Origin of the sequence: Paracoccus sp. SY (assembly GCF_002901215.1) — a bacterium.
Classification (GTDB): Bacteria; Pseudomonadota; Alphaproteobacteria; order Rhodobacterales; family Rhodobacteraceae; genus Paracoccus; species Paracoccus acridae.
This window is the reverse complement of the sequence record NZ_NWMQ01000004.1, coordinates 67,681-88,160: the sequence shown is the minus strand read 5'-3', so window position 1 is coordinate 88,160 and position 20,480 is coordinate 67,681. Positions and strand designations below refer to the sequence as shown.

The following is a 20,480-nucleotide window of genomic DNA, read 5'->3' as shown; positions in this document are numbered from 1 at the left end:
CGCTCCTTCAGGGATGGCGCCGACGGGATGCGGCGAAAACAGTCACCCAACAGCTATGAAGCCATGGCCCCCCGGTCAAGGGCCGGGTCAAGCGCGGCCATCGTCCGGTCCAGCACTGGATCGGGGATCGCCATCAGGCTGCGCGTGGCGGTCCACAGGATCGCCAGCTCGACAGGGCGGTCCGGCCAGATCATCCGCAGCGCCGCGCGATAGGCCCCCATTTGCCGCAAAATGCCTTCGGGCGTGTCCTCGGGGCGATTGGGGACGACCGCGTTCGACTTGTAGTCCACGGCCAGGATCCGCGCATCGGTCACGATCAGCCGGTCGATGCTGCCGTGGACGGTGCCGATGCCCGGCAGGGGCGCGGTCAGTTCCACTTCGGACAAGACCTGCGCGGCAGGGTCGGGGGTCATGATCTCGGCCAGGTCGGGGGCGGTGATGACGCCCGCGGCCTCGGCCAGCAGGTCCGCCAGTTCGGCCGCGTCGGGCAGGCCCCCCTCGGCCCCGGCCAGCAGGGCGCGCGCAACACGCGGCCAGTCGGCAGCGGGATGGTGGGGCAGATGTTCCAGCAGAAGGTGCAGCCGCGTGCCGCGCAGCATGGCGGCATCGGGGTCGGCGCCGGGCGCGGGCGCGCCGATCACCTTGGCCCCGCCCAGGGCGGTGGCGGCGATCGCCAATGGGCGCGGCGGGGCCGGGGGCGCGCGGCGGGCCGCCCATTCGGGGGCCTGCGCGGTCGAGGCCAGCGTCACCTCGGACGCGACCGGCCCCTCGGGCCAGGTGCCGAAGGACAGCCGTTGCGCGCTGCCGATCCCGTCGATCTCGATCGTGCAGCGGTCCAGGGTGCAGCGTTCGACGCCGACCGAGATCATCGAGTGCCAGGACTCCAGCCCCGATCCGCAATCGCCCGCCGCCGCCACGATCAGCCAGCTTTCCGCCCGCGTCATCGCCACATAAAGCAGGCGCCGCCGTTCTTCTTCCTGCCGCTGCTCAAGATCGGCCACGGCCAGGGCCACGGGGTCGGGACGGTCCACGGACAGGCCGCGCCAGGCGGGAATGTCTCCCAGCCGGATCAGGGGCTGGCCCCGGCCCGGCCTGCGCTTGCGCGTTTCGGGCAGGATCACCACCGGGCTTTCCAGGCCCTTGGATCCATGCACGGTCATCACCCGGATCAGCCCGTTCGCGCCGCCCGGCATCTGCCGCTTGATCTGCACGTCATCGCTGCCCAGCCAGACCAGGAAGCCCGTCAGCGACGGCGTTTCCACGCTGTCATAGGCAAGCGCCTGGGACAGAAGCTCGTCGATGCCGTCCTCGGCTTCCGGCCCCAACCGGGCCAGCAGGGCGGCGCGCCCGCCATGCCGGACCAGCAGCCGCGAGATCAGGTCATAGGGGCGCAGCACGTCGGCCTGGGTCAGCAGGTCGTTCAGAACTTCATAGGCTTCGCGGTGCCGCGAATTCCGCAGCCTTTGCCAAAGATGCTCTCGCCCCCGGCCCGCGGCGAGGCGGTAAAGATCATCCTCGGACAGCCCGAACAGGGGCGATTTCAGCACCGCCGCCAGGCACAGGTCGTCTTCGGGGGTCGAGGCGACCGACAGCGTCGCGGTGATGTCGCGCACCGCCAGTTCGGCGGCCAGCTTCAGCCGGTCGGCCCCCGCCACGGGCAGGCCCGCCGCCTTCAGTTCCCGGATCAGGTCGTCGAACAGCCCCGCCCGCCGCTGGACGAGGATCTGGATGTCGCCCGGCCCGATGGCGCGGACCTGGCCCGTCCTGGCATCGGTGATGGGCGTGCCGATGATCGCCTTGACCTCGCGCGCCACGGCGCGGGCCAGTTGGGTGTCTGCCGCGTTTTCCGCCGGGGCATCGACCGGCGTGGTCCAGTCGCCGTGGTCGGGCTTTTCGGGTTCGGGCAGGGGCGGCCAGACATCGACGCGGCCGGGCATCGCCGCGCGAAAGGCGATGTGGCGGGGCGGATCGCCCAGGCCCTGGGCCGCGTCGCCCTGGAACACCGTATCGACCAGAGACAGGATCGCGGGCGAGGACCGGAAGGAATGGGCCAGCCCGCGCTGCTGCATGGGCTGGCGCACGGCCTCGAAATCCTGGCGGAAGCTGTCGCGCACGGATTCGAAGACGGCGATGTCGGCCCCCTGGAAGGAATAGATCGACTGCTTGGGATCGCCCACCACGAACAGCGTGCGGGGCCGGTCATGCGCCCCCTGGCCGCTGGTGAATTCATCCGTCAGCCGCCGGATCACGCGCCATTGTTCGGGGCTGGTGTCCTGCGCCTCATCGACCAGGATGTGGTCGATGCCGCCGTCCAGCCGGTACAGGACCCATTGCGCCATGCTGGATTCGTCCAGCAGGTCGGCGGTGCGGCGGATCAGGTCGTCGAAATCCAGCCAGCCATGGGTGGCCTTCTCGATGGCAAGGCGGCGCGTGAAATCATGCGCGAAGCGGTGCAGGGCCAGCGTCTTTTCCGCCAAGGCCAGGCCCATGGACAGGGACCGGGCATCGGCCACGCGGTTCATCAGCGCCTCGAGATCGGCCATGAAGGCCGCGCAGGGGCCTTCGCGCAGCGCCTTGGTGGGAATCGATCCGATCTTGGGGCCGAAGGGCACGCGCGCGGTCGCGCCGAACAGAAGGCATTTGCACAGAAGATGCAGATCGGGCAGGCCGGGGCTGCGCCAGTTGCAGCGGGCAAGCTGTTCGGCCAGTTTGGCATCCGTCGCCCCGCCGCCCCGCAGGATCGGCACCAGGGCCGTCACCAGATCGCCCTCGTCGCCCAGGAAGGTGCGCGACAGCAAGGTGGCCTGGTCCAGGTCGGGCGGCAGGCCCATCGACCGCCAGATCGGCGCGGCCTGGGGTTCGCGCGGGAAATCCGCCTCGGACAGGCCGGCCAGGAAGGCGTCCAGGTTGTCGCCCGTGACCAGGGCGGTCAGGTCGCGGATCGAGGGCGCGCCTTCGGCCGCCATTCCTTCGACGATATCGGCGCGCAGCGCCCGGGCGGACCGGTCGTCCAGTTCCATGAACCCCATCGGCACGCCCGCCTCCAGCGGAAAGCGGCGCAGAAGCGAGGCGCAGAAGCTGTGGATGGTCTGGACCTTCAGCCCGCCCGGCGTCTCGATGGCGCGGGCGAACAGGCGCCGCGCCTGGGCAAGATCCGGCCCCGGCCCGGAGGTCTCGTCCTCGCCCAGTTCGGCCAGTTCGCGCCGCAGGTCGGGTTCGGGCAGCATGGCCCATTGGCCCAGGCGGCGCAGAAGGCGGTTCTGCATCTCGGTCGCGGCGGCCTTGGTATAGGTCAGGCACAGGATGCGTTCGGGCGCGGTTCCCGCCAGCAGCAGGCGCGCCACCCGGTCGGTCAGCACGCGCGTCTTGCCCGATCCGGCATTGGCCGTCAGCCAGGTGGAGCGGGCGGGATCGGCCGCCGCGATCTGGTTGAGAGAGGCTTCATCCATGCCCATCGCCCACCTTCGTCAGATGCGGCGCGTCGGCCAGCGACCATTCGCCGTATCGCGCCAGATGATCGTAATCGCCCGCATAGCTGGTCTGTTCGGGCGCCCGCATGGAGGCAAATCCGATCCCCCCCGCCAGATAGGCCGCGACCAGGCGCAGGAAGCCGTCCCAGTTCTCGGCTTCAAGCTGGGGGGAATAGTCGCGGGGATGGGTCTCTCCCTCGCCGCCAAGCTGGATATAGCTGATGCCCGCCACATCCACCGGGCCAAGCGAATCGAAGCCGCCCCGCCGGGCCATCGCGGCCTCCAGGATCAGCTGCTTGTCGAAGGCCGCGATCTGCTTGTCCGTGGGCGGCTTGCCGGACTTGTAGTCATAGATCACCACCCGCCCGTCATGCAGAAGGTCGATCCGGTCGGGCCGGGCGGTCAGGGTGAAATCCATCCCCGACAGCGTCACCCGGCCGCGCTTTTCCACCACCACCGGGCGCCCCTGGGACAGCCGGTCCAACTCGTCCGCGACGATCCGGTCGGCGATGCGTTCCATGCGCGCGGCCCAGAAGGCGCGGGCGGCGGGCCAGGGCACGTCGCGTTCCAGCACGGTTTCCGTCAGGCGCAGGAACTGGGCCTTCAGGACGGCATGCGGGGTATCGGGCGCGGGCTTCGCCTCAAGCAGGGCCTGGACGATGGAATGGAGCGTCTGGCCGCGCAGGGACGCGTCCGGTTCGGGGCGCAAGGGCGGCAGCGGGCGCAGGCCAAGGATGCGCTTGGCATAGACGGCATAAGGATCGCGGATCAGCAGCGACACGTCCGTGACCGGCAGTTCCCGGAACGGCAGCGCGGGCGGCACGGGCGAGGGGCGGGGCGCCGGCCTGACCGCGCCCGCGGGATGGGACACGGCGCGGGCGCGCGCCAGCCACAGGTCGCCCCGCGCGCGCATCGCCGCCAGGGCCTGCGGGCCGCGCCGTTCGGGCAGGCCGCCCATCAGGTTCGTCAGCCGGTTCAGCCAGCGCGAGGGGATGGTCTCCGCCTCGGCATCGCGGCGGGCGCGGGTCAGGATCACCTGGGGCAGGCCCATCACCTGCTGGAAGTCGTGGGCCGCCAGACCGATCAGGGTTTCCGGCAGGGGCAGGCCCGCCGCCGACCGCATCTGCCGCGACAGCCAGGGATCGGGCTTCAGCGCCTGCGGCCAGCCGCCCTCGTTCAGGCCGGACAGGATCACCAGGCCGTCGCCCACGATCCGCGCCTCGCGCGGGCCGCGGATATGCAGGTAATGGGCGTCGCCTTCGACGCGCACGGATTGCTGGCCCATCTCGTCCAGCAGCAGGGCGCAGAATTCAATGGCGCTCAGGCTTGGGCCGTGGCCCGCATGTTCGGCCAGATGGTCGATGGTCGCCCGCAGAAGCGGACCCCCCCGGTCGGTCCACAGCCGGGACGCCGCCGCATTCCCGTCCGGGCCCGCAGCCAGCGCATCGGCCAGCGACAGCAGGTCGCGCAGGCGGTCAGGCAGGGGGCGGGGCGCGCGGTCGCGGGCCAGGGGCGTGATGCGGTCCAGCAGATCGGCCAGCCATTCGGCCCAGACCTTGCGCAGCCCGTCGCCCCGGCTGGCCCAGTCGCGCAGGCATTTGCCGTCGGGAAAGGCCGGGCCGTTGTGGCGCAGTTCCAGTTCCAGTTGCCGCGCCAGAAGCCGCGCCTCGTTCACGCCGACCCTGGGGGATGCGGTGATCGTCATCGGATGCTTCAGCAGCACCAGCAGCCGGTCGATGGTCAGGGGCTGGCCGAACAGCGCCGCGACCTGACGCAGGAACAGGCCGGGCGCGGTCAGCGTCAGGGGCTGGCCCGCGCTTTCGTCGGGCCGCAGGTGCCAGCGGTCCAGGGCGGCGTTCACGCGCCGGATCAGGTTGCCGTCCGCCGCGATCAGGGTGGCCGCCTCGTGGCGTTCGGCCGCGTCGCGCAGGATCAGGGCGATCACCTCGGCCTCGGCCCCCGGCTGGTCGGCCTCGATCAGGGTCAGGCCTTCGGTGGGCGCCATCAGGTCGGGCAGGCGCGGGCCTTCGGCGATCCACTGGTCGGTCACGGGCGCGGGCCGCAGCGCCAGCGAGATCAGGCGGTTGCGCTGCGGCACCGGCGGGGTCGTGCCGGTCCATCGCGCCGGGCGGCCCAGGCTGCGGATCAGGGGCGCGAAGCGGGACTGGGGGTGATCCTCGGTCCCCTGGTCCAGGCTGTCCCAGACCGATTGCGGCTGTTCGAAATCGAAGCCGGGCAGCACCACCGCGCCTTCGGGCAGCCTTGCCACGGCCTCCATGAACAGGCGCGTGGCGCCGTGCGATCCGGTCGATCCGGCGACGATCACCGGGCCCGGGGGCAGGTTGATCCCCTGCGCCCAGTCCTGGGCGATAAGTTCCGCCGCAAGCCTTTGGCGCGCCGCCCGGTCCACCGGCGCACCCTCCAGGTGGAACTGCGCGGCGATGCGCAGGAAGGCCAGGGCGTTCTGCCAGTGGCGCGCGTGATCGCCGGTGTCGATGCCTTCCAGCGCGTCAGGCCCCAGCCCCTCGTACTGCATTTCCTGCATCAAGCCGGCCAGCGACCGTGCCAGGCTGGCGATGGAATGACCGGCCGCAAGATCGCGCCGCGCATCCAGAAGCCGGGCCACCAGCCGGGCCAGTTGCAGCCGCCGGACCAGGGGCGCGGCCTCGGCCTGGCCCAGCATCGTGGGCGTTTCCAGGTTCGTGACCGGCAAAAGGCGCGGCAGCAGCAGGGGGCCGCGCTTGTCGAAGGCGCATTTCATCTCGGCCAGGGTGCGCGAGGCATTGGCATAGATGGTGACGCGGGCCATGGCCTCGGGCGGCTGGCCCGCCATGCGGTCCAGAAAGCCTTCCACGAACTCGCGGGCGAAGTCGGTGCCGGGCGGCAGGGCGTAAAGGCCGCGGAGGACGGGTTCAGCCATGCAGCATCCTTTCCGCCAGGGGGATGGCTTCGGGATAGCCCACGTCGCACCAGCCGCCTGCATGGACGATGCCGAAGGCGCGCCCTTCGGCAATCAGCAGATCCCACAGGCGGTTGAGGGAAAACACCCGGTCGGGGATCTCGGCCAACCGATCGGGCCGGATGATCTGCGCCCCGCCATAGACGTAATCGCCCCGGCGGGCGATGCGGCCTTCCGCGTCCCGTGAGAAGTCCCCCGTCCCCTGCCGCGCCGCCGCGCGGTCCAGCGGCACCAGCATCAGCAGCGCGTCCATGTCGTCGCGCCATGCGGCATCCAGCGCGGCCAGCGGGTTCGGCCCCGTCCAGACGACATCGGGGTTCAGCGTCATCACCGGCCCCGCACCCAGCAGCGGCAGCGCATGGCGCAGCCCGCCGCCGGTATCCAGGATCGTGCCCGGTTCGTCGCTGATCGCCACGTCCTGCCCGGCCAGGTGGTCGGCGATCTGGGTGCCCAGGTAATGCGTGTTCACCACGACCGGCCCCGCGCCCGCAGCCCGGCCCAGGTCAAGCGCGCGGTCCAGCAGGGTCCGGCCCGCGACCGGGATCAGCGGCTTTGGCAGGCTGTCGGTCAAGGGGCGCATCCGCGTGCCAAGCCCCGCGGCAAAGATCATCAGCGGGCGCATCGGTCGCGGATCCTTTCGATGACGGCGGCATCGGGCGCAGGCAGGGCGGCGACGGCATCGGCCAAGGGCGCAAGCACGGGATGGGCCAGGTTGCGCCGGACATATCCCCAGACGCGGGGCATGAAATCCAGGTATCGCGGCTTGCCGTCGCGGATGCACAGCCGGGTGAAGATGCCCAGGATCCGCAGGTTCCGCTGCGCCCCCAGCAGGGCATAGGCGGCGCGGAAGCGGGCCTCGTCCATGGCGGTGGCGGCCAGATAGCGCGCGATGCAGGCGGCCTCGACCCCGGGGTCCACGTCGCGGCGCGCGTCCTGCAGCGCGGACACGAGGTCATAGGCCGGATGGCAGGCCACCGCGTCCTGATAGTCGATCAGGCCCAGGGGCGCATCGCCCCGCCAGATCAGGTTTTCCGCATGGAAATCGCGCAGCGACAGGACCGGCGGCACATCGGCGGCAAGATCGGCGTGAAGGCGGGCGATCAGGGGGGCGATCTCCTCTCCGCCATTGGCACCCGCCGCCTGCGGATACCATTCGGCGAACAGCCCGACCTGTTCGGCCAGGGTCGGCCCGTCCAGCGGGGCCACGAAACCGGGCACCGGATGGTGGTGCAGGTCCACCAGCAGGTCGGTGATCCGGTCATAGATCGCGGGCGCCATGGCGGGATCGCGCTCCAGCACGCGGGCCACAAGGTCGTCGCCCAGATCCTCGACCAGCAGCAGTCCCGCCGCCTGGTCCTGCGCCAGGATCGCGGGCGCGCCAAGGCCGTGGCCGCGCAGCCACTCCGTCATCGCCACGAAGGGCGCGCAGGCGCCCGAGGGATCGTCCATCAGCACCGCGCTGCCCTGCGGCCCGACCAGCCGGAAATAGCGCCGGGCCGAGGCATCGCCCGCCAGCGGCAGCACCCGCGCATCCGCCCAACCCGCCCCCGCCACGAAAGCCGCGCGCGCGGCGATGCGGGGGCCATCGGGGGCGATCAGGGCGATGTCGCGCAGATCGGGATCGGCATGGGGGGCAATCGCCAGCGTGATCGCGCTGCCCGGCAGGCGGTCCAGCCGGTCGGGCCATTCGATCAGGCAGATGGCGTCCGCCAGCGCCTCTTCCAGGCCAAGTTCGTCCAGTTCCGAGGGATCGGTCAGGCGATACAGGTCCGCGTGCCAGATTTCCGTCCCCAGCGGGTCGTCATAGGTCTGGACCAGCGTGAAGGTGGGGCTTGGCACGTCCTCGGCCGCATCGCCCTGGCGAGCGCGGATGAAGGCGCGGGCGAAATGGGTCTTGCCGGCGCCCACCGGCCCGTCCAGCAGGATCGTCTGGCCGGGCCGCGCCGTGGCGGCCAGCATCCGCGCCAGGGCGGCGGTCAGGTCTTGGTCTGCGGTCAGGCGCATGGTCATGGCTTCGTTCTAGCGGCTTCGCGGCGCGGGGGGAACCATCCGTGGACGGATGCGGTGGCATGTGGCGCCAAAGCCGCTAGACTGGGATGCAGGAGGATTGCTATGTTCCGCACAGCCCTTGCCCTGATCCTTGCCCTTGCCGGTCCCGCATCGGCCACGCAGGAATACATCCTGCCCACCCTGTTCGACGTGTCGGGGGTCGCGCCCGACGACGTGCTGAACATCCGGGCCGAGCCGAATGCCAGGGCCGCCATCATCGGCACCCTGGCCCCCGATGCCACCCGGATCGAGGTGGTCGAGGAACGCCGCGGCTGGGCGCGGGTCAACACGGGCGAAGGGACCGGCTGGATCTCGGCGCGATACCTGTCCTATCGGGTCGATGTCTGGCAGCCGGGGCAACTGCCGCCCGCCTTTCGCTGCCTGGGGACCGAGCCCTTCTGGGACGCCAAGGTGGAAGGCGACAATCTGGTCCTGCGCAGCCCCGAAAACCAGGGGGGCGACCGTCGCGCGGTCCGGGCGGTGCTGGACACCGGCGTCTTCCGCGATCCGTCGCGCGTGGTCGTGGCGCAGGACATGACGCTGTTCTCGCATCCGCAGATCTGTTCGGACGGCATGTCGGACCGGCTGTTCGGGCTGTCGGCCATGCTGGTGCTGCATGGGGAACAGCCGTCGATGCTGTCGGGATGCTGCACGATCCAGCCCTAGGGCCAGGGTTCGCGCCGCCACTGTCGGTCAGTTCAACCCCAGCACGTCCTGCATGTCGTATTCGCCCGGCCCCTTGTCCTGGCCCCAGATCGCCGCGCGGATGGCGCCGCGCGCGAAGATCGCCCGGTCGGTGGCCAGGTGCCGCAGCACGATCCGTTCGCCCGCGCCCGCGAAGATCACGTCATGTTCGCCCACCACGTCGCCGCCCCGGATTGCGGCAAAGCCGATGCTGCCGGGCGCGCGCGCGCCGGTGATGCCTTCGCGCGCGGGCGTGCGCAGTTCGGCAAGCGTCCTGCCGCGCCCTTCGGCGGCGGCCTCGCCCAGCATCAGCGCAGTGCCCGAGGGCGCATCGACCTTCATGCGGTGATGGGCCTCGACCACCTCGATGTCCCAATCCTCGCCCAGGGCGGCGGCGACCTTGCGGGTCAGACCCGTCAGCAGGTTCACGCCCAGGCTCATGTTGCCTGCGCGGATGATGGGCGCGTGGCGGGCGGCGGCCTTGAGGTAATCCAGATGCGCCTGTTCCAGCCCCGTGGTGCCGATCACATGGACCGCGCGGGCCTGCGCGGTCAGTTCGGCGAATGCCACCGTTGCTGCAGGGGCGGTGAAGTCGATCACCGCCTGCGCCTGCGCGATCACCGCCACCGCGTCGTCGCTGACCGTCACGCCCAGGCCCGCGCCGCCCATGGCTTCCCCCACGTCGCGGCCGATCCAGGGGTGTCCCGCCCGTTCCAGCGCGCCCACCAGCCGCACTTCGGGGTTCTCGGCGATCAGCCGGACCAGCATCTGTCCCATCCGCCCCGAGGCGCCGGTGACCACGATCCCCGGCAGGACGGGGGTGTCGGTGTTCTGCAAGTCGCTCATGGGTGCCTCCGATGTTTTCCCGCCTCTTATCCCGTTGCGGCGCGCCTCGCGACCCCCTACATCGGGACGCATGGCACAGAACCGCTTTTCCCATGGCTCCGGCCCCTCGCAGCGCCAGCTTCGCGTGGGCGAACTGATCCGCCGCACCCTGTCCGACGTGCTGCTGCGCGCCGACGTGCATGACCCGGACCTGAACCGCCATTCGATCACCGTGGGCGAGGTTCGCACCTCGCCCGACCTGAAGGTGGCGACCGCCTATGTGCTGCCCCTGGGCGGCAACGATGCCGAGGAGGCCCTGGCCGCCCTGCGCCGCAACTCGGCCGAGCTACGCCATCTGGTCGCCAAGGCCATGACGCTGAAATACGCGCCGCAACTGCGCTTCCAACTGGACGAGACCTTCGACCGCCTGGACGACACCCGCCGCATGTTCGCCGACGAACGCGTCCGCCGCGATGTCGAGGGCGCGGATGACGATGAGGATTGACCTGCGCCCCCTGGGCGTGGCCCTGGGGATGCTGGTGGCGATGGCCATCCCGGCTGCCGCCGACGGGTGCAGCCGCATGAGCCATGACGGCCAGGGCTATGTCGTCTGCGAGGTTTCGGCCGACCGCGAAGCCGCGCTGCGGTTGTGGCAGGACGATGCGAACGGCCAGCCGCTGCGCAACTTCAACAATGTCCGCGCCACGCTGGGACCGGGCGAAAGCCTGGCCTTTGCCATGAACGCGGGCATGTATCACGCCGATTACCGGCCCGTCGGCATTCTGGTCATCGACGGGGTGGAACTGCAGCCCATCGTGACCGGGGCCAGCCGCGACAATTTCGGAATGCTGCCGAACGGCGTCTTCTGCACGGGCGGGGCGCGTCCCTTCCAGGTGATCGAAAGCCGCGCCTTTGCGCAGGCGCGGCCCGAATGCCGCCTTGCCACGCAATCGGGGCCGATGCTGGTGATCGACGGCGACCTGCACCCGCGCTTCCTGGTCGATTCCGACAGCCGCTATGTCAGGAACGGCGTCGGCGTCTCGCCCGACGGGCAGACGGCCTGGTTCGCGATTTCCGACCGGGCGGTCACCTTCCACGAATTCGGGCGGCTGTTCCGGGACGGGCTGGGGGTGCGGGACGCGCTTTATTTCGACGGCTCGATCAGCCGGCTTTACGCGCCGGGCATGAACCGGGCGGATTTCGGGCGTTCGCTGGGGCCGATCATCGGACTGGTCGAAAGCGCCGGTTGACCTTGCGCGGGCGGCTGGCTATGCCGCCGCCTTCGATTTCAAGGGGGTTGCCGATGGCACGCAAGAAGGGCCGCGACGTCAATGGATGGCTGATCGTGGACAAGCCCGCGGGCGTCACCTCGACCGCCGTCGTCGCCAAGGTGCGCTGGGCGCTGGATGCCAAGAAGGCGGGCCATGCGGGCACGTTGGACCCCGACGCGACGGGCGTGCTGGCCGTGGCCCTGGGCGAGGCCACGAAGACCGTCGCCACCGTCACCGACGCGCTGAAATGCTATGACTTCACGGTCAACTGGGGGGCCGAGACGACGACCGACGATGCCTCGGGCGAGGTCGTGCGGACCTCGGACATCCGCCCGGACCGGGCCGCCATCCAGGCCGCGCTGCCCGCATTCACCGGCGACATCATGCAGGTTCCCCCGGCCTTTTCCGCCGTCAAGGTCGATGGCGAACGTGCCTATGACCTGGCGCGCGAGGGGGAGGAACTGGACTTGGCCGCTCGTCCCCTGTGGGTCGAAAGCCTGACCCTGCTGGACTGCGATGCCGGCACCGCCCGGCTGGAGATGGTCTGCGGCAAGGGGGGCTATGTCCGTTCCATCGCCCGCGACCTGGGCCGCGCGCTGGGCTGCCTAGGCCATGTGGCGCATCTGCGCCGCACCTGGTCCGGGCCCTTCGATGCCAGCGAGGGCGTGCCCTTCGACAAGATCGACCGCGCGGCGCAGGACTGGCTGGATACGCAGCTTCTGCCGCTGGAGGTCGCCCTGGCCGACCTGCCCATGCTGCGCGCCACGCCCGAAGGCGCGGTCCGCATCCGCAACGGCAATCCCGGCCAGGTGACGGGCACGGCGGAATGGGGCGATCTGGTCTGGGTCGCGGATGCCACGGGTCCGGTCTGCATCGGCCGCTATCAGGGCGGCCTGGTGCAGCCGGAACGGGTCTTCAACCTTCAGCCCAGATAGGCGCGCAGCCCCGGCGGCGGATTGTCCAGCAGCGGTCCGGTCGGCACCGGCGGATGCGCCATGCCGCCATCGACCAGGATCGTCCGGGGCGCGAAGCTGCGGGCGTCGTCGGGATCATGCGTGACCATCAGCACCGTGGCATCGGTCTGGTCGGCGATCCGCGCCAGCAGGGCCAGCATGTCCCCCTTCAAGGCGGGTCCAAGCGCGGCGAAGGGTTCGTCCAGCAGCAGCACGGGCCGCGCGCGCAGCAGGACGCGCGCTAGGGCCACGCGGCTTTGCTGGCCGCCCGACAGGTTGGCGGGGCGGCGGGTTTCCATCTCTTCCAGGCCGACCTCGGCCAGCACCTGGGTCACGCGGGCGCGCTGCGGGTCCGACAGGCGCAGGTCCGGGCGCAGGCCAAGGCCCACGTTCTGCGCGACGGTCAGGTGCGGGAACAGGTTCTGGTCCTGGAACAGCATCGACACCGGCCGCCGGCCCGGCGGCAGGGCGGTGATGTCCTGCCCGCCCAGTCGGATGCGCCCCCGATCCGGGGCCAGAAACCCCCCGACCAGCGACAGCAGCGTGGACTTGCCCGACCCGGACGGGCCGATCACCGCCACCCGCGCGCCCTTGGAAACGGTCAGGTCGGCGGACAGGGTGAAGCTGCCGCGCGTGACATGGATGCCGTCGAATTCAAGCAAGGCGACCCCCACGGTCGAAGATCCAGAACAGGCCGAAGCTGATCGCCATCAGCAGCACCGCGCAGGCCGAAGCATCGGCCATGCGATAGGAATTCATCAACTGGAACAGCTGCAGGGGCAGGGTCGGCCGGTCGCTGGCAAACAATGTGATCACACCCAGATCCCCCATCGCCAGCGCCGCCGCCAAGCCGCCTGCAAAGCCCAGCGGCCGGGCCAGCCGGGGCAGGATCAGATAGCGCAGCCGGGCAAGCCCGTGCAGGTCCAGCGAATCGGCCAGCCGCCCATAATCCCGATGCAGCGTCCGCGCGGCGGGAATCAGCGCCCGCAATCCGAAGGGCAGGGCCATCACCGCATTGATCGCCACCGTCACCGGCAGCGCCAGCGTCTGCGGCAGGAACCAGCCGCGCAGCAGGATGAACAGCCCCGTTCCCAGCACCAGGGGCGAGGCGATCAGCGGCAGCATCCCCGCCGTTTCCACCCAGCGCATCCGTCCGCGCGCCAGCGACAGGGCCAGGGTCAGCGACAAGGCCAGCGCCAGCAGGGCCGAGATCAGCGCCATGACCACCGACCGCCCCGCCGCCTTCCAGACCTCGGGCGGCAGGTCGGGGATCTGCGGCAGCCCGCGCAAGGTAACAGCCGCCATAGGCCAGATCAGGAAGCCTGCCGCCCCCGTGATCACAAGCGCGTCGCTGATCCGGTGCCATCCGCCGGGCGCGGCGGGCATGTGGTCCGCATCCAGACCGGCCCCGAAGGCGGCGGGGATGGCGATCCAGCGCGCCAGCGCCATCGCGGCCAAGCAAAGCCCGATCTGGATCAGCCCCAGGCTTGCCGCCCGGCCCAGGTCGAAGTCGAAGCGGAAGGCCTGATAGATCGCCAGTTCCACCGTGGTCGCGCGCGGGCCGCCGCCCAGGGCCAGGGCCACGGTGAAGCTGGTCAGGCAGACCAGGAACACCGCCAGCCAGACGCCCGGCAGCACCGCCCGCAGCATCGGCCGTTCCAGATGCCGCGCCACGTCGCGGGGGCCAAAGCCCAGCGATGCGGCCAGCCGGAAGCGTTCGGCGGGGATCGCCTGCCAGCCTTGCAGGATCAGCCGCACCGACAAGGGCAGGTTGAAGAACACATGCGCCAGGATCACGCCCTGCCAGCCATAGATGCTGACCTCGGGCAGGCCCGCAAGGCGCAGGGCGTCGTTGACCGCGCCGTTGCGGCCAAAGACCGCGACCAGCCCCATGATCGCCACGATCACCGGCAGGATGAAGGGCGCACCCAGCAGCGTGACTAGGGCCGCCCGACCCGGAAAGCGCCGCCGGGCCAAGGCGCGGGCGACGGGCACCGCCAGCAGGGCCGACAGCGTGGCGGACAGCGCGGCCTGCCACAGCGTGAACCGGACCGCGCGCCAGTCCCAGGGGCCAAGCCCGGACAGGCCCTGCGCAACCCAGGCGACCGCCGCCAGCGTCCCCAGGATCAGCAGGGCCAGGCCGCCGGCGGCGATGGCGCCCCCGGCCTCGGCCCGCGTCAGCCCGAGAACGCCCGCAGCCATTCGTCAAGCGCGGGCTGACGCAGCGCCTCGGCCTCGGTCTCGGAATAGAACAGGGTCTTTTCGGGTCGGGGCAGGTCGCGCATGACCTGGGGCCAGTCGTCCTGCGGCAGCTTGGCGGGCAGCGACCAGTTGGCCAGCGGGATGGTGGCCTGGAATTCGGGCGTCAGGATCCAGTCCATGAAGGCTTGCGCCAGTTCCGGCTGGTCGGTGGTGCGGACCTGTGCCGCGACCTCGGCCATTAGGTAATGGCCTTCGGGGAAGATCGCGGCCTTCTTGGTGGCGTCGCCCTCGGCCTCGATATGATAGGCGGGCGAGGTGGTGTAGGACAGGACCATGTCGGCCTCGCCCTCGGTGAACATCCCATAGGATTCCGACCAGCCCTTGGTCACGGTCAGCACCTTGGGGGCAAGCTTGGCCCAGGCGTCAGGCGCCTGGTCGCCATAGACCGACTTCACCCACAAGAGCAGCGCCAGGCCGCTGACCGACGATCGCGGATCCTGGATCACGATCTTCAGGTCGTCGGGCGCCTCCAGCAGTTCGACGAAACTGGCGGGCGGGTTCTGCAGCCGGGTTTCGTCATAGACGAAGGCCGTCTCGCCCCAGTTATAGGGCAGGAAGATGTCGTCGGTCCATTCGACGGGCAGCGACAAGCCGGACGTATCCTGCCCATGCGGCGCGAAAAGGCCGGATGCGCGGGCGCGGGCGGTCACGTCGGTGTTCAGGCCGAAGACGATGTCGGCCTCGGTCCGTTCGCCCTCCATCAGCACGCGGGACAACTCGTCCCCGGTGACGAAGCGCAGGTCGCAGTTGCAGAAGGCCTCGAACCCTTCCTCGATCCTGGGGCCGGGGCCCCATTCGCTGGTGATGGATTCGCCCGCATAGACGGTCAGGACGGGCTTGTCCTGCGCCATGGCCGGGGTCGCCGCCAGCAGAACAAGCATCAGGGGCAGTTTCATCGCTGTCTCCTTTCCATATGGGTCACGAAAGAAAGGACAGCGTCACCTTCCCTCCGCCGGTGTTAGCCGGATCAGGTTCAACGGGTCCGCTTGCGCGTCTCAGCCACATGGCCCCCCGAGGTGGCCTTGAATGTAGGGATTTCGCAGCCCGCCGCAAGCGGCTAGAAACGCCGCCATGACGAAGGACATGACCGATCAGCCCACGCCGATGATGGCGCAATACCTGGCGATCCGCGAGGCGAACCCCGGCGCCCTGCTGTTCTATCGCATGGGCGATTTCTACGAGATGTTCTTCGACGACGCCGTGGCCGCCGCAAGCGCCCTAGACATCGCGCTGACGAAGCGCGGCACCCATGGGGGCGAACCCATCCCGATGTGCGGCGTGCCGGTCCATGCGGCCGAGGGCTATCTGCTGACGCTGATCCGCAAGGGCTTTCGCGTGGCCATCGCCGAGCAGATGGAGGATCCGGCCGAGGCCAGGAAGCGTGGGTCGAAATCGGTCGTCGCCCGCGACGTGGTGCGGCTGGTGACGCCCGGCACCCTGACCGAGGAATCGCTGCTGGAGGCGCGGCGCCACAACTATCTGGCGGCATGGGCGCAGGTGCGGGATGATTGCGCGCTGGCCTGGGTGGATATCTCCACCGGCGCCTTCCAGGTGATGGAATGCCCGCTGCCGCGACTTGCGCCCGAACTGGCGCGCCTTGCGCCCCGCGAATTGTTGGCCTGCGACGGATCGGGCCTGGGCGATCTGGCGGCGGATGCCGGGGCGGCGCTGACCGACCTGCACGCCAGTGCCTTTGACAGCGCGGCGGGGCAGCGGCGGCTTTGCGGGCTTTACGGCGTGGAAACGCTGGACGGCTTCGGGTCGTTCAGCCGCGCGGAACTGTCGGCCATGGGGGCCATCGTCGATTATCTGGACCTGACGCAGAAGGGGAAACTGCCCCTGCTGCGCCCGCCGGTGCGCGAACGCGCGGGCGGGGCGATGGGGATCGACGCGGCCACCCGGCGCAACCTGGAACTGACCCAGGCCCTGTCGGGCGGGCGCGAGGGATCGCTGCTGTCGGCCATCGACCGGACGGTGACGGCGGCGGGCGCGCGGCTGCTGGAACGACGCATCGGCGCCCCATCGCGCGATCTGGCGCTGATCCACGCGCGCCATGACGCGGTGGCGATGCTGGTCGATGATCCCCGCCTGACGGGCGATCTGCGAACGGCGCTGTCGCGCGTGCCCGACATGGACCGGGCGCTGTCGCGGCTGGCGCTGGACCGGGGCGGGCCGCGCGATCTGGCCGCGATCCGGGCGGGACTGGCGCAGGGCGCGGCCATCGCGGCGCGGCTGCCGGTCGATGCGGCGCCGGTGCTGGCGGATGCCGCGCGCGACCTGACCGGCCATGACGCGCTGATCGGCCTGCTGGACGATGCGCTGGTGGCCGAACCCCCGCTGCTGGCCCGCGACGGCGGTTTCGTGGCAGCGGGCTTTGACGCGGATCTGGACCAGACCCGCCGGTTGCGCGACGAAGGCCGGGGCGTGATCGCCGGGATGCAGGCCGATTATGCGGCGCTTGCCGGGGTGCAAAGCCTGAAGATCAAGCACAACAATGTGCTGGGCTATTTCATCGAGACGACCGCCACCCATGCCGAACGCATGATGGCCCCGCCCCTGAACGCGACCTTCATCCACCGCCAGACCACGGCCAACCAGATCCGCTTCACCACCGTCGATCTGTCGGAGCTTGAGACGCGCATCCTCAACGCCCGCGACCGCGCGCTGGAGATCGAGCGGGGCATCTTCAACCGCCTGCGCGCCGCCGTGCTGGACCGGGCCGCAGCCATCGCCCAGGCCGCCCGCGCCCTGGCCGAGATCGACCTGGCCGCCGCTTTCGCCGACATCGCCACGGGCGAAGGCTGGACGCGTCCGCTGGTCGATGACAGCCGCGCCTTTGTCATCGAGGGCGGCCGCCACCCGGTCGTGGAACGCGCCCTGAAGCGCAAGGCGGAAAGCTTTGTCGCCAATGACTGCGCGCTGACCGAAGGCCAGACCCCGGCGATCTGGCTGCTGACCGGCCCGAACATGGCGGGCAAGTCCACCTTCCTGCGCCAGAACGCGCTGATCGCCGTGCTGGCCCAGGCGGGGGCCTTCGTGCCCGCCCGCCGCGCCCATATCGGTCTGGTCAGCCAGTTGTTTTCTCGCGTGGGCGCCGCCGACGACCTGGCGCGGGGCCGGTCCACCTTCATGGTGGAAATGGTCGAGACCGCCGCGATCCTGAACCAGGCCGACGACCGCGCCCTGGTGATCCTGGATGAGATCGGGCGCGGCACCGCGACCTGGGACGGGCTGTCCATCGCCTGGGCGGTGATGGAGCATCTGCACGAGATGAACCGCTGCCGCGCGCTGTTCGCCACCCATTACCACGAGATGACGGCGCTTTCCGCCAAGCTGGACGGCGTGGAAAACGCCACCGTCACTGTCCGCGAATGGGAAGGCGAGGTGATCTTCCTCCACGAGGTCAGGAAAGGCGCCGCCGACCGCAGCTATGGCGTGCAGGTGGCTCGGCTGGCGGGGCTGCCCGCATCCGTGGTCGAACGCGCCCGCGCGGTGCTGGACGCGCTTGAATCGGGGGAACGCGAGGGCGCGGCCCGCCCCGCCGCGCTGATCGACGACCTGCCCCTGTTCCGCGCCGTGCCGCCCGCGCCTGTTGCGCCAAGGGCCAAGGAAAGCCCGCTTGAGGCGCGGATGAAGGACATCCATCCCGACGCCCTGTCCCCGCGCGAGGCGCTGGACCTGATCTATGAACTGAAAGCCCTGAGCAAGGAAACCGCATGAGCTTCAACACCTTTGGCCGCGTGTTCCGGTTCACCACCTGGGGCGAAAGCCATGGGCCCGCGCTTGGCGCCACCGTCGATGGCGTCCCGCCGGGCGTGGCCCTGGACGAGGGGTTCATCCAGCAATTCCTGGACCGCCGCCGTCCCGGCACCTCCAAGCACACCACGCAGCGGCGCGAACCCGACCAGGTCCGCATCCTGTCGGGCGTCTTCGAGGGACGCACCACCGGCACGCCGATCCAGCTGATGATCGAGAACACCGACCAGCGGTCCAAGGATTACGGAGAGATCGCGCAGGCCTTCCGCCCCGGCCATGCCGATATCACCTATCACCTGAAATACGGCCATCGCGACTATCGCGGCGGCGGGCGGTCAAGCGCCCGCGAAACGGCGGCCCGGGTGGCGGCCGGGGGCGTGGCGCAGGCGGTGCTGCGCGACCTTCTGCCCGACCTGCGGATCACCGGATACATGGTGCAGATGGGCGCGCTGCATCTGGATCGCGCGAAATTCGACGCAACGGCCATCGACGACAACCCTTTCTTCCTGCCCGATGCGACGGCCGTGGACCAGTGGTCCGACTACCTCGACACGATCCGCAAGGCGCAGGACAGCGTCGGCGCCGCCATCGAGGTTCTGGTCGAAGGCTGCCCGCCGGGCCTTGGCGCACCGGTCTATGCCAAGCTGGATACCGATCTTGCCGCCGCGATGATGTCGATCAACGCCGTGAAAGGCGTCGAGATCGGCGAGGGGATGGCGGCGGCCGCCCTGACCGGCACCGACAATGCCGACGAGATCCGCATGGGCAACGACGGTCCGATTTACCTCTCGAACCACGCGGGCGGCATCCTGGGCGGCATCAGCACCGGCCAGCCGATCGTGGTCCGCTTCTCGGTCAAGCCGACCAGTTCCATCACCACGCCGCGCCGCGCCATCGACCGTCACGGCAACGAAATCGACCTGATCACCAAGGGCCGACACGACCCCTGCGTGGGGATTCGCGCGGTTCCCGTGGCCGAGGCGATGGCGGCCTGCGTGATCCTGGACCACCTGCTGATGGACAGGGCGCAGACCGGCGGACGGCGGGGCCGGATCGGCGAATTGCCGCAAAACTGACGCGAAAGGTTCAAAAAACCCCTGTCTGTCATAAAAGGGTCATGCTTCTTTCGCACAAGCGTCACCACGGGCGCTTAGGTCACGCACAGCCCCGCACTGGGCGTGAAGAAAACAGGAGAGATCCATGTCCACCGTGAAATTCACCGTCTCGGCCCTGGCCGTGATCGCCGCTTCGGCCACAACTGCGGCCGCCCGCGACCAGATCCAGGTGTCGGGTTCGTCCACCGTGCTGCCCTATTCCACCATCGTGGCCGAACTGTTCGGCGAGAACATGGACTTCCCCGTTCCGGTCGTGGAATCCGGCGGCACCGGCGGCGGGCTGCAGAAATTCTGCGAGGGCGTGGGCGCCAACACCATCGACATCGCCAATGCCAGCCGCCCGATCCGCGACGGCGAACGCGAGACCTGCACCGCCAATGGCGTGACCGACATCATCGAGGTCCGCATCGGCTATGACGGGATCGTCTTCGCCAATTCCGCCAATGGCCCGGACTTCGCCTATACCCCCGCCGACTGGTTCAACGCCCTGTCCGCCAAGGTGGTCCGCGACGGCCAGATCGTGGACAACACGGCCGCCAACTGGAACGAGGTGAATCCGGACCTGCCCCAGCAGGAAATCCTGGCCTTCGTGCCCGGCACAAAGCACGGCACCCGCGAGGTCTTCGAGGAGAAGGTCATTCTGGCCGGCTGCGAGGAATCGGGCGCCATGGAGGCCTTTGTCGCCTCGGGCATGGACGAGGACGCGGCCGAGCAGGCCTGCATGACGCTGCGCACCGATGGCCGTGCCGTGGACATCGACGGCGACTACACCGAAACGCTGGCGCGCATCGAATCCTCGCCCAACGGGATCGGCGTCTTCGGCCTGTCCTTTTATGAAAACAACACCGACAAGCTGAAGGTGGGCACCATCAATGGCGTCACGCCGTCCACCGAGACCATCGCCTCGGGCGAATACCCGGTGTCGCGCCCGCTGTTCTTCTATGTGAAGAAGGCCCATCTGGGCGAAATCCAGGGCCTGCAGGAATTCGTGGAATTCTTCGTGGCCGATGAGATCGCCGGTCCCGACGGCCCCTTGGCCGAATACGGGCTGGTGTCCGATCCCGAACTGGCCGCGACCCAGGAAGCCGTCGCCGCCGGCACCACGATGCAGTAATGCCGGGGGACGGTGCGCGTCT

15 protein-coding genes and 1 riboswitch are annotated in these 20,480 nt (G+C 69.9%); of the genes, 7 read left to right on the top strand and 8 right to left on the bottom strand.

Going from position 1 to position 20,480, the window contains the following annotated elements:
* Nucleotides 1–53 precede the first annotated feature (53 nt).
* Genes addA through tsaE form a run of 4 tightly spaced genes read right to left on the bottom strand, consistent with a single transcriptional unit; the run spans nt 54 to nt 8,439 of the window.
* Nucleotides 54–3,455 (bottom strand): double-strand break repair helicase AddA, encoded by a 3,402-nt coding sequence (addA, locus tag CK944_RS05330; RefSeq protein WP_103172009.1) that lies wholly within the window; start codon nt 3,453–3,455, stop codon nt 54–56.
* Nucleotides 3,442–6,390 carry a double-strand break repair protein AddB gene (gene addB, locus CK944_RS05325; protein WP_103172008.1) on the bottom strand — a complete coding sequence of 983 codons (2,949 nt, stop codon included), beginning with the start codon at nt 6,388–6,390 and terminating at the stop codon, nt 3,442–3,444. The genes addA and addB overlap by 14 nt, the downstream gene beginning before the upstream one ends.
* On the bottom strand, nt 6,383–7,051 hold the full coding sequence (locus tag CK944_RS05320; RefSeq protein ID WP_239985966.1) for a nucleotidyltransferase family protein: 669 nt from the start codon (nt 7,049–7,051) through the stop codon (nt 6,383–6,385). Before CK944_RS05320 ends, addB begins: the two co-directional genes overlap by 8 nt.
* Nucleotides 7,039–8,439: a tRNA (adenosine(37)-N6)-threonylcarbamoyltransferase complex ATPase subunit type 1 TsaE gene (gene tsaE, locus CK944_RS05315; RefSeq protein WP_103172007.1), complete on the bottom strand. Its 1,401-nt coding sequence runs from the start codon at nt 8,437–8,439 to the stop codon at nt 7,039–7,041. Before tsaE ends, CK944_RS05320 begins: the two co-directional genes overlap by 13 nt.
* A gap of 102 nt (nt 8,440–8,541) precedes the next feature.
* Here tsaE and CK944_RS05310 point away from each other — a divergent pair, with 102 nt between their 5' ends.
* A complete protein-coding gene (locus CK944_RS05310; protein WP_103172006.1) occupies nt 8,542–9,144 on the top strand; it encodes a COG3650 family protein in 603 nt (200 codons plus the stop codon).
* A gap of 27 nt (nt 9,145–9,171) precedes the next feature.
* Here CK944_RS05310 and dapB read toward each other — a convergent pair whose 3' ends face one another.
* Nucleotides 9,172–10,008, bottom strand: a complete 837-nt coding sequence (gene dapB / locus CK944_RS05305) for a 4-hydroxy-tetrahydrodipicolinate reductase (RefSeq protein WP_103172005.1) — start codon at nt 10,006–10,008, stop codon at nt 9,172–9,174.
* A gap of 70 nt (nt 10,009–10,078) precedes the next feature.
* Here dapB and rbfA point away from each other — a divergent pair, with 70 nt between their 5' ends.
* From rbfA to truB, 3 genes are read left to right on the top strand one after another with little or no spacing between them, the layout of a single operon-like run.
* Nucleotides 10,079–10,492: a 30S ribosome-binding factor RbfA gene (gene rbfA, locus CK944_RS05300; RefSeq protein ID WP_103172004.1), complete on the top strand. Its 414-nt coding sequence runs from the start codon at nt 10,079–10,081 to the stop codon at nt 10,490–10,492.
* Entirely contained in the window at nt 10,482–11,237 is a 756-nt protein-coding gene (locus CK944_RS05295; protein WP_103172003.1) for a phosphodiester glycosidase family protein, read from the top strand. The genes rbfA and CK944_RS05295 overlap by 11 nt, the downstream gene beginning before the upstream one ends.
* 53 nt (nt 11,238–11,290) lie before the next feature.
* The gene (truB, locus tag CK944_RS05290) at nt 11,291–12,193 is read left to right on the top strand and encodes a tRNA pseudouridine(55) synthase TruB (RefSeq protein WP_103172002.1); all 903 of its coding nucleotides are present in this window, start codon (nt 11,291–11,293) and stop codon (nt 12,191–12,193) included.
* On the opposite strand, the gene thiQ is transcribed toward truB, so the two are convergent.
* Genes thiQ through CK944_RS05275 form a run of 3 tightly spaced genes read right to left on the bottom strand, consistent with a single transcriptional unit; the run spans nt 12,181 to nt 15,369 of the window.
* Nucleotides 12,181–12,873, bottom strand: coding sequence for a thiamine ABC transporter ATP-binding protein (gene thiQ, locus CK944_RS05285; protein ID WP_103172131.1), 693 nt, complete (start codon nt 12,871–12,873; stop codon nt 12,181–12,183). The two genes, truB and thiQ, sit on opposite strands and share 13 nt — an antisense overlap.
* Complete coding sequence (locus CK944_RS05280; RefSeq protein WP_103172001.1) at nt 12,866–14,413, bottom strand: thiamine/thiamine pyrophosphate ABC transporter permease ThiP; 1,548 nt, start codon at nt 14,411–14,413, stop codon at nt 12,866–12,868. The genes thiQ and CK944_RS05280 overlap by 8 nt, the downstream gene beginning before the upstream one ends.
* Entirely contained in the window at nt 14,389–15,369 is a 981-nt protein-coding gene (locus tag CK944_RS05275) for a thiamine ABC transporter substrate binding subunit (protein WP_103172000.1), read from the bottom strand. Before CK944_RS05275 ends, CK944_RS05280 begins: the two co-directional genes overlap by 25 nt.
* A gap of 31 nt (nt 15,370–15,400) precedes the next feature.
* Nucleotides 15,401–15,497: riboswitch (TPP riboswitch) on the bottom strand.
* A 59-nt stretch (nt 15,498–15,556) separates the two neighbouring features.
* On the opposite strand from CK944_RS05275, the gene mutS reads away from it, so the two are divergent.
* The 3 genes from mutS (at nt 15,557) to CK944_RS05260 (ending at nt 20,458) form a co-directional block, all read left to right on the top strand.
* Nucleotides 15,557–18,193 carry a DNA mismatch repair protein MutS gene (gene mutS, locus CK944_RS05270; RefSeq protein WP_103172130.1) on the top strand — a complete coding sequence of 879 codons (2,637 nt, stop codon included), beginning with the start codon at nt 15,557–15,559 and terminating at the stop codon, nt 18,191–18,193.
* Complete coding sequence (aroC, locus tag CK944_RS05265; protein WP_103171999.1) at nt 18,190–19,305, top strand: chorismate synthase; 1,116 nt, start codon at nt 18,190–18,192, stop codon at nt 19,303–19,305. The genes mutS and aroC overlap by 4 nt, the downstream gene beginning before the upstream one ends.
* Nucleotides 19,306–19,429: 124 nt before the next feature.
* Nucleotides 19,430–20,458, top strand: a complete 1,029-nt coding sequence (locus tag CK944_RS05260) for a substrate-binding domain-containing protein (protein ID WP_103171998.1) — start codon at nt 19,430–19,432, stop codon at nt 20,456–20,458.
* Nucleotides 20,459–20,480 lie beyond the last annotated feature (22 nt).